At 61.9% G+C, this 12,550-nt stretch carries 15 protein-coding genes; 9 read left to right on the top strand and 6 right to left on the bottom strand.

Features of this window, described 5'->3' with window-relative positions; all coding sequences use genetic code 11:
• A partial coding sequence (locus tag GJR98_RS00005; RefSeq protein WP_225316341.1) for a CPBP family glutamic-type intramembrane protease occupies nucleotides 1-672 on the top strand: 672 nt, incomplete at its 5' end.
• A gap of 100 nt (nucleotides 673-772) precedes the next feature.
• Here GJR98_RS00005 and GJR98_RS00010 read toward each other — a convergent pair.
• A complete protein-coding gene (locus GJR98_RS00010; RefSeq protein ID WP_191965390.1) occupies nucleotides 773-1,978 on the bottom strand; it encodes a serine hydrolase domain-containing protein in 1,206 nt (401 codons plus the stop codon).
• Between the two features lie 419 nt (nucleotides 1,979-2,397).
• Here GJR98_RS00010 and GJR98_RS00015 point away from each other — a divergent pair, with 419 nt between their 5' ends.
• Complete coding sequence (locus tag GJR98_RS00015) at nucleotides 2,398-2,853, top strand: DUF302 domain-containing protein (protein ID WP_151134168.1); 456 nt, start codon at nucleotides 2,398-2,400, stop codon at nucleotides 2,851-2,853.
• A gap of 54 nt (nucleotides 2,854-2,907) precedes the next feature.
• Here the strand turns inward: GJR98_RS00015 and GJR98_RS17375 are convergent, their stop codons facing one another.
• From GJR98_RS17375 to GJR98_RS00025, 3 genes are all read right to left on the bottom strand, one after another.
• Nucleotides 2,908-3,069 carry a hypothetical protein gene (locus GJR98_RS17375; protein WP_191965391.1) on the bottom strand — a complete coding sequence of 54 codons (162 nt, stop codon included), beginning with the start codon at nucleotides 3,067-3,069 and terminating at the stop codon, nucleotides 2,908-2,910.
• A 36-nt stretch (nucleotides 3,070-3,105) separates the two neighbouring features.
• Entirely contained in the window at nucleotides 3,106-4,368 is a 1,263-nt protein-coding gene (gene nreA, locus GJR98_RS00020) for a DNA repair protein NreA (RefSeq protein ID WP_151134171.1), read from the bottom strand.
• A 105-nt stretch (nucleotides 4,369-4,473) separates the two neighbouring features.
• The gene (locus GJR98_RS00025) at nucleotides 4,474-5,463 is read right to left on the bottom strand and encodes a transcription initiation factor IIB (protein WP_151134173.1); all 990 of its coding nucleotides are present in this window, start codon (nucleotides 5,461-5,463) and stop codon (nucleotides 4,474-4,476) included.
• A 121-nt stretch (nucleotides 5,464-5,584) separates the two neighbouring features.
• Here GJR98_RS00025 and rnhA point away from each other — a divergent pair, with 121 nt between their 5' ends.
• Both rnhA and GJR98_RS00035 read left to right on the top strand, forming a co-directional pair.
• Complete coding sequence (gene rnhA / locus GJR98_RS00030) at nucleotides 5,585-6,178, top strand: ribonuclease HI (protein ID WP_151134176.1); 594 nt, start codon at nucleotides 5,585-5,587, stop codon at nucleotides 6,176-6,178.
• Nucleotides 6,171-6,731: a DUF7108 family protein gene (locus GJR98_RS00035; protein WP_151134179.1), complete on the top strand. Its 561-nt coding sequence runs from the start codon at nucleotides 6,171-6,173 to the stop codon at nucleotides 6,729-6,731. Before rnhA ends, GJR98_RS00035 begins: the two co-directional genes overlap by 8 nt.
• Before the next feature lie 23 nt (nucleotides 6,732-6,754).
• Here the strand turns inward: GJR98_RS00035 and GJR98_RS00040 are convergent, their stop codons facing one another.
• Nucleotides 6,755-7,114, bottom strand: a complete 360-nt coding sequence (locus GJR98_RS00040) for a PadR family transcriptional regulator (protein WP_151134181.1) — start codon at nucleotides 7,112-7,114, stop codon at nucleotides 6,755-6,757.
• Between the two features lie 338 nt (nucleotides 7,115-7,452).
• Between GJR98_RS00040 and GJR98_RS00045 the strand changes: the two genes are divergently transcribed.
• The 5 genes from GJR98_RS00045 (at nucleotide 7,453) to GJR98_RS00060 (ending at nucleotide 11,196) form a co-directional block, all read left to right on the top strand.
• Nucleotides 7,453-7,986 (top strand): inorganic diphosphatase, encoded by a 534-nt coding sequence (locus tag GJR98_RS00045; protein WP_151134184.1) that lies wholly within the window; start codon nucleotides 7,453-7,455, stop codon nucleotides 7,984-7,986.
• Nucleotides 7,987-8,199: 213 nt separating this feature from the next.
• Nucleotides 8,200-8,325 (top strand): hypothetical protein, encoded by a 126-nt coding sequence (locus GJR98_RS17775; protein WP_255518390.1) that lies wholly within the window; start codon nucleotides 8,200-8,202, stop codon nucleotides 8,323-8,325.
• Between the two features lie 217 nt (nucleotides 8,326-8,542).
• A complete protein-coding gene (locus tag GJR98_RS00050; RefSeq protein WP_151134187.1) occupies nucleotides 8,543-9,469 on the top strand; it encodes a rhomboid family intramembrane serine protease in 927 nt (308 codons plus the stop codon).
• Between the two features lie 6 nt (nucleotides 9,470-9,475).
• On the top strand, nucleotides 9,476-10,270 hold the full coding sequence (locus GJR98_RS00055) for an endonuclease V (RefSeq protein WP_151134189.1): 795 nt from the start codon (nucleotides 9,476-9,478) through the stop codon (nucleotides 10,268-10,270).
• A gap of 83 nt (nucleotides 10,271-10,353) precedes the next feature.
• Nucleotides 10,354-11,196 carry an SDR family oxidoreductase gene (locus GJR98_RS00060; RefSeq protein WP_151134192.1) on the top strand — a complete coding sequence of 281 codons (843 nt, stop codon included), beginning with the start codon at nucleotides 10,354-10,356 and terminating at the stop codon, nucleotides 11,194-11,196.
• A 36-nt stretch (nucleotides 11,197-11,232) separates the two neighbouring features.
• On the opposite strand, the gene GJR98_RS00065 is transcribed toward GJR98_RS00060, so the two are convergent.
• Entirely contained in the window at nucleotides 11,233-12,447 is a 1,215-nt protein-coding gene (locus tag GJR98_RS00065) for an ArsA family ATPase (RefSeq protein ID WP_151134194.1), read from the bottom strand.
• Nucleotides 12,448-12,550 lie beyond the last annotated feature (103 nt).

The raw sequence follows: 12,550 nt of genomic DNA on the forward strand, positions 1-12,550 counted from the left end.
GTGCTCCGTCGCCGGCTCTCGCGACTCCCGTGGCTCTATCGCGCACTCCTCGTCGGAGGCGTCGTCGGTGCCGCGTGGAGTCTCTGGTCTCTTCCCGCCGGCGACCTCACCTACCGCGCGGTCCACGACGCCCTCTTGTTTATCCTCATCCCGGGAGCGCTCGCGGTCTCACACGGGCGTAACCTCGGGTGGAGGGTTGACCGACGAGCGCTCAGGAACACCGTCCTCCTCGCGTTGTTCGTCCTTCCGTTCTACCTCGTTGGGTCGTCGCTCCCGACGATTCGGACGTACTATCCGATGTGGCACACGTCGACGGCGCTCGCCGACTTCGTCCCACACGCAGCACAACAACTGCTGGTCGTCATCGCCGCCGAGACGTACTATCGCGGCTTGCTCTGCGTCGGTGTCCGCGAAATCGGGCGTAAGAGTGCGCTCATCAGTCCGATTCTCTACGCGTTCCACCACGTCGGCAAACCACCGATAGAGCTCCTGTTGTCGGCACCGACCGATATCCTGTTCGGCCTCGTCGATTACGAGAGCGACTCGATCCTCCCGTCGATCGTCGCCCACGGGTTCGGTCTCATCCTCCTTGACTGGTTGGTGCTCCATCCGCCGCTGTTCCCACCGGAAGACGTCGCTGCAGCGCTCCAGTGGCTTCCGATTCCGCTATGACTCACTCCGGCGACGACGACGAGTGCGCGGCCTACACAGACGCAAAGTCGTCGTTCGTTCAGACGGTACTCGAAGAACGTCGGGACACGGCGTATCCCCGTCACAACTCGCTGACGGCGCGGTAGAATCCCTCGGGCCACCGTTCTGGGTCGATTCCATACTCGCCCCCGTTTCGAACGATGATGAGCCGATTGGCTGGCGACACGTAGACGAACTGTCCGCGGTCACCCCACGCCGCGAAGTCCGGCGGTTCGTTCTCACGCGGAAAACCCCACCACATGAACGCGTAGTACTCGTCGTCCGAGAACGCGGGTGCTCGTCCGGCCGGGTTGCGACCCGTTGCGAGGGCAACCCAGTCGGGGTGGACAATCGACGCGCCGTTCCAGTCTCCATCGTGTAAAAAGAGCCGCCCGAACTTTGCGAAGTCGATGGCGCGTGCATTGAGGCCGGCTTCCATCTTCTCGAACCCGCTGGTGGTCGAGTCGAGACACCACGCTCCGTCGAACTCCATCCCGAGGGGGTCCCACACCCGTGTCTGTGTCCACTCGGTGACCGACATCCCCGTCGTCCGTTCGAGAATCAACCCAAGCAACTGCGGGTGGTACTTGTTGTACAGGAAGTACTCACCGGGCGGGTCGACGATGTGCGTGTTGTAGAGACTGATGTGTCGCTGGTCGGGGTAGTACGACGTGAGCGCGTCGTCGCTGTTGTACAGACCCCAGCGAATCTCCTGATAGTCGAGTCCTGAGGACATCGTGAGGAGATGCCGAATCGTGATGTTCGCGAACGCCGGGTCGCGGTCGAGTAACTCGGGGAGATACTGGGTAATCGGGTCGTCGATGCCACCGATGAATCCCTCTTGGATGGCGATTCCCACGAGCGTCGAGGCGAACGACTTTGCGACGGAGTACGACGTGAGCATCGAGTCGCGTCGCCATCCGTTGAAGTACGATTCGTAGACGATACGGTCGTCCTGAACGACGACGAACGCTTGTGTGGCAGTCCCGGCGAGGAAGGCCTCGAAATCGTCGACGGAGAAGGCAGTCTCGAACGCTGCTGCGACCCGGCGTTCGTCGAGTGCGACATCGAACTGATACGGCGACGGAGAGGCCGAGAGGACTCGTTGCGGGAAGTGAGTGAGGAAGTCGCCAACGTCGGAGTCCCTCCACGCGAGGATACGCCAAACGTACTCTCTGGGATACCGTATCGCGGCAATAGCGGTCAAAGCCGCGAAGGACGACAACAGGACGACGGGTATCGCGACGAGGGTTCCAAGGAGACGGCGTCGAGAGAGCGGTCTTCCCAAGAACGAAAGGTGCAGTGCACCCCGACTCGTAGAACCGTCTGCAGACCATGTACCCTTGTTTGACCACACTCTGTCGTCACGATGCGACCGACCGCCTTTTGTAGGTGGCTTGGGGGCTGGGTCAGCACGTATTGACGCCCAGAGCACCACGATGCCAAGCGTCCCAATGAGTGCAACAAAGACGAACCGTGCAGGGGTCGCAGCGAGGACACTCCACGTCCAGACTGCGAGCACAATCAGCACTCCACCAATGGCCAGTTTTCCGAGGCCCCTCGCATCGCCAAGTGTCGTCATTTTCTCTCGCCCTCTCAACTGTACAGATACGCTCGGCACGCATCTAAATCGGATGTACAGATAGCTCATGTGCAAATTGGATACAATACCGTAGCTTTTCCACGGTGGAGGCCGAGAGTCATCTTATGGCACTCCCAATCGACCCGACCGCCATCAAACCGGAAGACATCGGTGAGGAACGTGTGGTCCTCGACATGGAACACGAGGAGGCAATCGAACACGTCCGCGAGGCGTTCACGGATGCAGGGTTCGGTGTCGCAACCGAATTTTCGCCGTCGGAGATGCTCAACGAGAAAGTCGACGCCGGCCGTGACCCGTACTACGTCCTCGGTGCCTGCAACCCCGCGATGGCCGACCGCGCACTCACCGCCTCCGACAACCAGATTGGCGGCCTCTTCCCGTGTAACGTCGTCATCTGGGAGGAAGAACCTGGGAAACAGGTCGTCTACCACCTGAGCATCATGCGCGTCGCCCGCCTCATTGGTATCGCCCCCGACAACGACGAGATGGCAGACATCATCGCCGACACGGGCGAACTCGTCGAGAAAGCGCTCGCCAACCTCGACGCTGTCGACGCCTAAGCAGTCTCGCTATCGGTCGGCCTCTCGTTTCGGCTCAGCCGACCCATCCTCTTCTCACGCGTCGGAGTGACTGCCGTCGTCCTCACTCTCGTCCTTCTGGCGAACGAAGAACACGTACCCGACCCCCGCGAGCGCGACGACTGGGAGTAAGAGGAGTAGCAAGATGAGGGCGATGATGAGCAGTTCTGGACCTCCGGGTATCTGGAGTGGGACCATACGAAAACATGTCTTTCAGTTGCCAAAATAGTTGGCTCAAGAGAAGTCGAAGATGTTCGTCTGCAGTCCGGCGGCCATCGTCGACTTCCGGCGGAGGTCACCCAGCGAGACGGGGAGATAGTTGGTCACGTCGCGGACGGCGCCACCGAACGTCTCTGCCCCCGCTTTCTCTCCTTCGAAAGCGTGTCGAATCGACTCGCGAATCTGCCAGACGCCGACGGGACCCCAGTAGTCGTCGGAGACGTGTCTGAGGACGAGCGCCTTCGCCTGCCGCCCTCGGTCGTGGAGGTGTTCGAGGACACCCAATCGGGAGGCGTGGTACGCTCCTGCCGTCTCGTTCACGTACGACGTCCGACCTTCGTAGCCCTCGCTGTCTGCAGCGAGGTACATCCCTGCCTCTGGGTCTGGGTTCCAGACACTCCCGGGAGCCTTCATCTCGACCAACTCGAACTCCCAGCGACCCGGCGCGAGGATGACCCAGAACGCGTTGCCGAGGAACTCGTTTCGGTAGATTTCGACGTTGTCGATGGAAGGTGCGTGTTTCACCGTTCCCCGGAGGTACTGGCCGAGTGTGTCGTCGACAGCGGTAATCGACCACCGCGTGGGCACGAGGCGTCGCTGTTCTGTCTGACCAAGTGCGCCCGCCGACAGAATGGTGTTGATGTCGTACACGTCGAACCCGCGTCGGTAGAGGTACGTCATCGCTCCCTGTGCGTTCCAGTCGTCGTCTTCGAGCGTCTTTTTCACCGCTTTCGGGACGTGCGGGTTCTCCGCGAGGTCAGCAGACCGAGCGCGGGCGCGGGGGCCGACAGGTGTCGCAACGTCGTCCGAGTGGGCGTCGAGGTCTAACTCGGGTTTCCCGTCGAGACCGATTTCGACGGTCACGGGACGGTCGGCGATTGCGACTTCTCGTTGCGTCCCCAGAAACCCGTCCCACGAGTCGGCGACGTTCGTCACCTTCGTGCCGCGATTCGAATTGAGAAGCGAGGTTCGACGCTGGAACACGTCCGAGATACTCACGCCCTCGTCGTACCACGCGGCGCTCGTCTCGAAGGTGTCGGCATCTTCGTCGTGGCCGACTGGCGAGAGAATGCCAGTCGAGACGCGCGGGTAGTTCGAACGCCCGACGAAGATGGACGGCGAGACGCCGCCGTAGAGTGAGTCACCTTGGACCGTCTCCTCGAATCGGTCTTGGAACGTCTCGAGGTGGTCGAGAATGCCGTAGGACTTCTCTTCGGCGAGACGCCGGCGCTCGGCACGTTCGTCTCGCTCGATGTCCATGAACTCGTCGAGCCGCATCATCGGATGTGGGTCGCCCGACGGTATGAACCTTCGGCGACGGAGTCGACGTGACGGACGTGAAAATGAACTCGCAGAGGTACCCGAGACGGGCACCGACACTGCTCAGGCGTGGATGCCCATCGCTTCGATCTGTTCTTGGTAGCGGTTCCGGATGGTGACTTCGGTCACCTGCGCGACGTCGGCGACTTCACGCTGGGTCTTCTTCTCGTTACAGAGCAACGAAGCCGCGTAAATCGCCGCGGCAGCGAATCCCGTCGGCGACTTCCCGGAGAGCAAGCCCTGTTCGGCCGTCGTCTCGATAATCTCGTTCGCCTTCGACTGCACTTCCTTCGAGAGGTCGAGTTCAGACGAGAAACGAGGGACGTACTTCTTCGGGTCGACTGGGCGCATCTCGAGTCCGAGTTCCTGTGAGATGTACCGGTACGTGCGACCGATCTCTTTCCGCTCGACGCGGGAGACTTCGGCAATCTCTTCGAGCGAGCGCGGAATCCCCTCTTTCCGACAGGCAGCGTAGAGCGTCGCGGTTGCGACGCCCTCGATGGAGCGTCCGCGAATCAGGTCTTCGTTGAGCGCGCGGCGGTAGATGACGGACGCGACTTCGCGGACAGCACGCGGGACACCGAGTGCGGACGCCATGCGGTCGATTTCGCTGAGTGCGAACTGCAAGTTCCGTTCGCCGGCGTCTTTGGTCCGAATTCGCTCTTGCCACTTCCGAAGACGGTGCATCTGTGACCGTTTTTCGGACGAGAGCGACCGGCCATAGGCGTCTTTGTCCTTCCAGTCGATGGTCGTCGTCAGTCCCTTGTCGTGCATCGTCTGGGTGGTCGGTGCACCGACGCGTGACTTCGACTGTCGTTCCGAGTGGTTGAACGCACGCCACTCCGGTCCGGGGTCGATACGCTCTTCTTCGATGATGATTCCAGTCTCTTCGTGAATTAGCTCACCATCCCCAGTTCGAATCACTTCGTCGGGGTCGAGATTGTCGAGGTCTATCTCGTCTTCCGCTGTCGGTTCGTCGTCCTCCGACTCCGACTCCGCTCCCCATCGAGGTCGGTCGTGCTCACGTTCCCGCTGGCGGGTAGGCCGTTTCATCGCATTTTTATATTGTCTATGTGTTGATACTTGAAACTTTCCCCCGATTTGTACACCAGGACCGCGTGCCACGGCGACGGCGAACGGAGCGCCTATACCGAGGCCCCAGCGAGGTGGAGGTATGCCGACGGTCGAGTGTGACCCCGACGATGCCCGACGACGACTCGAAGAGGCGGGTGTTGCCGTCCAATCCGGCAACACAGAGTACGAACACTGGCGCGCCGAGCGTGGCGACGCCAGCGCCGTCGCCTACGACGACAAAGTCGTCGTGCAAGGGGCCAATCCCGCGGATTTGCTGGCTATCTTGCAATCGAAGGGTGGCCGGGCACACGTCTACTTCGACGGTGCGAGTCGCGGGAATCCCGGTCCGGCTGCAATTGGGTGGGCTATCGTCACGAGCAACGGCATCGTCGCCGAAGGGTCGAAGCGCATCGGAAAGACGACCAACAACCGTGCCGAGTACGAAGCGCTCATCCAGGCGCTGACGGTCGCCAAAGAGTACGGATACGACGAAGTCGACGTCCGCGGAGACTCCCAACTCATCGTCAAGCAGGTTCGTGGCGAGTGGAAGACCAACGACCCTGGACTCCGTGAGCGCCGCGTGAAGGCGAACGAACTCCTCACGGCGTTCGACCGCTGGACCCTCGAACACGTACCGCGAGAGATAAACGACCGCGCAGACTCCCTAGCCAACGAGGCCCTCGACAATGCCTGAGTCAGAACTCCCCGACGAGGTACAGGAAGAAGCAGAGCGGTTGACTCGCCTGGCCCGCGACGCGGTCGACCCCGACGAGCGCGCCGCGTACCTCTCGGCGCGCGACGACCTCGTCGAGCAGTACGACTTCGTCGCTCGCCACCGCGAAGAAGACGACGTGCTCGTCCTCCACCCCGCCGAGTGGGTCGACGACGGAGGAACCGTCCGTCCCGCGCAAATCGACGACATCGACCGCGGGATAGAACGACCGCTGTCTGGAACTGGCGAAGACCACGAGTGGAGCGCAGTCGAAGAACACAACGCCACTGTCGTCGAGACCATCGCTGACGAACACGGAGACGTCCACGCCGCGAACGCACGCGCGTTCGCAGACTTCCTCGGAAACCACTACGTCCGCAGAATCGAGACAGCGGGCACTCCCGAGGTGCGTGAGTTCGTCAAAGAATATTATCCACGCAATGCGTGGCCGACCGCGGAACAGCGGTCAGTTCTTTCGGAGTCGCTCGAACTGATTTTCGACGCCGCAGGCGCCGAATTGCCCGAGTTCAAGTGAGCGATACCGGGGTTTTCGTCTACTTACAGCTTGGCTTCGATGAGCTCGGAGACCATCTCGGCGCGCTCGTCGTCCGTAACGAACTTCGAGAGCATCCAGTCGAAGCGGTCGAGGACGGCTTTGAGACCGTCGTCGGTCAGTTCGTACTGGTTGGTACGCTTGTCGAGTTCGCTCTTCTCGACGAGGCCCATCTCGACGAGGTCGTCGAGGTTGGGGTACAGACGCCCGTGGTTGACTTCGGTGTCGTAGTACTCTTCGAGGTGGCGCTTGATTGCAAGACCGTACATCGGTTCCTCGGCAAGGATGACGAGGATGTTCTGTTGGAACGCGGTGAGGTCCCGAGCCGCACCGGATTTGTTGCCAATAGTTTGTGCCTCTGACATGGATATGGAAATGTCATCTACCTATTTAAACTTTGTCAACGCGCAGTCGGTTTGGGTCTTTTATATAGCCTTTCCAACAGTAGAAATTGGGGAGTGAGGCACGCGTACATCGGTTTTAGAATAAGTTAACGCGAAACTGAGTATCTCCAATATTGACGGGACCAACAGCGGAGGCATATCCAGAGAATACTACAAACTCAATCTAAGGCACCTCCAGAGAATCTCCAGAGAATATCTCAGAGATTTGGTGCATCATCGTACTGCATCGGCACGGATCGAGAGAAACAGTTCGAGAGCATCCCGAAAGGACTTTTGCTCGTTTCGAGGATGGGTTCAATATGGCGAATCTCTGGGAAGACATGGAAACCGGCCCCGACGCGCCGGACGTCATCTACGCAGTTGTCGAGTGCCTCAAAGGCGAGCGCAACAAGTACGAGTACGACAAGGACATCCCCGGCGTCGTCCTCGACCGCGTGCTCCACTCCAACGTCCACTACCCCTCGGACTACGGGTTCATGCCGCAGACGTACTACGACGACGAAGACCCCTTCGACGTGCTCGTCCTCGTCGAAGACCAGACGTTCCCTGGCTGCGTCATCGAAGCGCGCCCCGTCGCTCTCATGAAGATGGACGACGACGGCGAGCAGGACGACAAGGTCATCGCCGTCCCCACCGAGGACCCCCGGTACGACCACATCGAAGACCTCGAAGACATCCCGCAGCAACTCCGTGCCGAGATTGACGAGTTCTTCGCGACGTACAAGAACCTCGAAGCGGGCAAGGAAGTCGAGACCCTCGGCTGGGAAGACAAGCAGGCCGCGAAGGACGCCATCGAACACGCGATGGACCTCTACGAAGAGAACTTCGCGTAAGCGACGACACCACCTCGTTTTTTGTGACGCTGCCACCCGTAGTGGCCTCGCTCTATGTCGAGACCGAGACCACGCGACCGCCGTCGAGTCGCATACGGCACGAATCGACAGACGTCGTCGGGGGACATACCCTGCAGTTATCCTCGCTGCACCAGGGATGAATTATGCGCATGAGTAATTATTTGACCATCGGCAGCGTAGAGACAACTGAGTATGGCAGCCAAGCAACCACGTCTCGGGCTCGCGCACCCGACCGTCGTTCCGACGAACTTCACTCCCCCCGCCGAGGCAACCACAGACGACGAAGCGGTCGCCGAAGAGACCGACGACGAGGCCTGATTTCGGATTCTCTGCCGACGTTCCCTCGGAGAGTGGCATCTCCGGTCGTCGATGCCAGAGGGTGTCTTTTCAGACTGATGCAGTAGGAGTGAGCGTACGATGTGCCCGTGAGCGGTGACTTTGTAAGTGGAGTCTGTCGGGTAGCCGTCGAGAAGGTGTGCGATTGGCACGCGCGCGAGGCAACCCCTTTTTATCTCGTCGCTGCAACTCGTGAGTAATGGCTACCTGCGACGTGTGCGGGCGGAACGAGAACCTGCCGTACCGTTGTTCCCGGTGTGGCGGCACGTTCTGTGCTGAACACCGACTTCCCGAGAATCACAACTGTTCGGGCCTCTCAGAGTGGAACGACCCCTCCGGCGTCTTCCAAAGTGACTTCAACGACTCCGTACAGACGGAGCGTCGTCCGGGCAGCGGTATCCTCGACTCCCTCACCAGCACGGGAGGGTTCCTCGGCTACTTCCGCGGGAACATGTCGTACCTGTTTCTGGCGATCATGTGGGTGATGTTCCTGTTGGAGTGGGTCGTCATCTTCGCGATGCGGGGTGGAATCCTCCCCTTCGGCACGTTCAGCGCAGTCTTCACGCTGAGTACGCAGAACCCACTGTACATCTGGACGTGGGTCACGTCGGTGTTCTCGCACAGTCCGGTTTCGTTCTACCACATCGTCGGGAACAGCATCGTGCTGTACTTCTTCGGCCCGCCGGTGGAACGCTACATCGGGTCGCGCAAGTTCGCCCTCCTGTTCGTCGGTGCTGGCGCACTCGCCGGACTCTCGCACATCGGGGCTGCGCTCATCTTGACTCCCGGGATTCCGACATCCGTGCTTGGCGCTTCGGGTGCTGTCTTCGCTGTCCTCGGCGTCCTCACGGTCCTCAACCCGGGGCTGCGCATCTACCTGTACTTCCTCATCCCCATCCCGTTGTGGCTGTTCACCTTCGGGTTCGCGGCCCTCTCGGTCGTGTTCTTCCTCTCACCCGGGACTGCGGCGACAGCAGGACAGGGGAACGTCGCACACTTCGCCCACCTCGTCGGGCTCGTCATCGGCCTCGCGTACGGCCAGCGCGTGAAAGGCACACGGAACGTCCCCAGTGAGATGTCGCTCGGTGGCGGCATGCGCCGCGGCCCCGGTGGCGGCCGCTTCTGAGTCGAGATGCAACAGGTCCACCCAGAACTCGCACCCCGGCCCGGTCTCTCCCGAACCGAGATGGAGACACTCCAGCGCCGCGTCGCGGAGACAGCCGTCTTCGACGACGACCTCTCGTTCGCCCCGGAGCGCGTCTCACTGGGTGACCCCGAAAATACGACACTCGTCGGAGACGCAGCGCCCCCGCTCGTCGCCGGCATCGACCAGTCGTTCCTCGACGGCCGCGCCCTGAGCGCCGTCGTCGTCCTCCGTGGCGGCGAGGTAGTCGAGCGCGTCCACGCCGTCTCCGACCTCGACTTGCCGTACATTCCCGGCCTCCTCTCGTTCCGCGAAGGCGGCCCCATTCTCGACGCGCTCGCCGAACTCGAGACCGACCCGGACCTCTTCGTCTTCGACGGGTCTGGACGCATTCACTTTCGGCAGGCCGGCCTCGCCACCCACATCGGCGTCGTCTGCGACGTTCCGAGTATCGGCGTGGCCAAATCACTCCTCTGCGGAACGCCCGACGAAGACGTAGACGGTCGTCCCGAAGGGTGGCGCACACCGATTCGCGCGGACGATTCGGTCGACGCCGTCGGGGGGCACCCTGCGACACCCGAGACGACCATTGGCTACGCCTTCCAGTCGCGGCAGTACGACTCGCGTCCCATCATCAATCCGCTGTACGTCAGCCCCGGCCACCGCGTCTCGGCAGAGACCGCAGTCGACCTCGTCTCGCGTCTCTCCGGTGACTACAAACTTCCCGAACCAACGCGTCTCGCCGACGCCTACGCCGACGAGGCAAAGGCACAGTACGAGTAGGGTTCCGCGTTGCCGGGGTCACAGCAGTCGAATCGTCGTGCCGAACCGCCTACACTTAACAGCGCACGGTTCGACGTACCGACGTGCATCAAAAGACGGTCCTCATCACCGGTTGTTCCTCGGGAATCGGGCGCGCCACGGCGCTCGGCTTCCTCGACGAGGAGTGGGAGGTCTACGCCACCGCCCGTAACCCGGCGGACATCGAGACGCTGGGCGACCGCGGTGCGAACATCGCGACGCTCGACGTGACCGACCAGAGTGACGTCGACCGCGTCGTCGACCGCATCCTCGACGAACAGGGTCGCATCGACTGTCTCGTCAACAACGCTGGCTACGGCCAGATGGGTCCCATCGAGGACGTGCCGACCGAGATGGTCCACGAGCAGTTCGACGTGAACGTCTACGGTCCACATCGACTCACTCGGGCCGTACTCCCTCACATGCGGTCACAAGGCGAGGGAACCATCGTCAACGTCTCCAGCGTGGTCGGACGGGTCTCCTTCCCCGGCGGCGGTGTGTACGCGGGGTCGAAGTTCGCGCTCGAAGCGATGACCGACGCGCTCCGCGCCGAAGTCGAGGAGTACGATATCGACGCCGTCCTCGTCGAACCCGGCCCGGTCGAGACGCAGTTCGCGAACCGCGTCGAAGCGGAGGTCAACGGCGGCGACGAACACGATGGCCTCGAACGGTCGGGCGCCTACGAGAAGTTCTACAAACTCTTCGACGATACGGAAGCGCTCGGCGGCACCGGTCCGGGAGCAATCCCGCCCGAGCGAGTCGCCGAAGACATCGTCAACGCTGCGAGTTCGACGAAACCACGCGCGCGCTACCAACCGGGGACCGTCGCACGAATCGCCGTCCTCGGTCGGTTCCTCCCCGACGCGTGGCGTGACACGCTGTTCGGGTTCGTCCGAAAACTCCCCTGAACGGGGTCGTCTCGTCTCTTCTCTCCGGAAGACCGTCTACTCCAGACAGGACGCGACGACGCGCAGCGCGTCTTCACCCTGTACCTGGTCTGCGAGGAGTGGCACTCGTTTGACGTCACGGCCGCGGAACAGGTCGGTCGCCGACCGAAGTGCCTCTTGTTGCACTTTCCAGCGGCGCTGGCAGAAGCCACAGTTTTCCAGGTCGGGCGATTCGAACCACGACGAGTCCACGTCGGCGACGTCGTCGACGTTCTCCATCACGCGATTGACGACGAGCGTCTGGACCGGAATGCCGAACTCGTCGAGGCGGGCGACGAGGCGCTTCGACTCGACGACGCTCATCTCTTCGGGAATCATGACGACGCGGAAGTCAGTCTTCGACGGGTCTCGAAGGACGGCGCGGAGCCGCTCGATACGCTCTCTGAGTTCGTCGAGGTCGGCCATCCCCGCCTGCGGGTCGTCGGGACCGGCACCGAACATCCCTTTGACGCTGTCCATCATACCCGAAAACTTGTCGCGCATTCGGACGATGCGACCGAGCATCGAGTCCATCATCTCCGGCAGTTCGAGGAGTCGAAGCGTGTGACCAGTCGGTGCGGTGTCGATGACGACGCGCTCGAAGCGAGGGTCGTCAAGATATTCGAGGAGTTGCTGCATCGCTGCCGCCTCGTCGGCACCGGGCATCGGGCCGCCCATCCCCATCGGACCGTCGCCGCCAAGGAGGTCTTCGAATCCACCCATCGCGTCGCCCATGCCGCCGAACGGTGAGTTCCCGCCGTCGTCGCCGACGAACGGGTTGTCGTCGTCGTACTCACTCGTGTCGTACTCCGTCTCGTCGCTGGCGGGGGCCGCGTCTCCGCCCGCGGCGAATGGCCCTTCCATCACTGAGTCGGGGTCGATTTCTGCGGCGTAGAGAGGGATGTCCTCACGAATCCGCGACGGTTCTGCAGGGAGTTGCGTCCCGAGCGTGTCCGACAGCGAGTGTGCGGGGTCGGTCGAGACGACGAGTGTCGCCGTCCCGTCGGCCGCGCTGGCGAGTGCCGTCGCGGCCGCCATCGTAGTCTTCCCGACGCCGCCTTTGCCGCCGTAGAGGACGTAGTCGGGGGCGTCGATACCGCGTGGGAGGTCCGCGCGGTCCGTGGTCGTCGCCTCCTCACGGTCGGTGACTTCGACTTCTATCTCTGCTGGCCCCTCATCGCCAGCGTCGTCCGTCTCCTCGGGGCGTTCAGTCGGCTCGACGTCGATGTCCATGTCGGACCCGAAACGGCCAGGCTTTGTGTACTTCTCGGTCTCGGAACCTCGCGTGGGGTGTCGAGGGTGCGGGGTGACTGCGCTCTCTCGTCGCCGGACGGAT

It is taken from the genome of Haloferax marinisediminis, assembly GCF_009674585.1.
Classification (GTDB): Archaea; Halobacteriota; Halobacteria; order Halobacteriales; family Haloferacaceae; genus Haloferax; species Haloferax marinisediminis.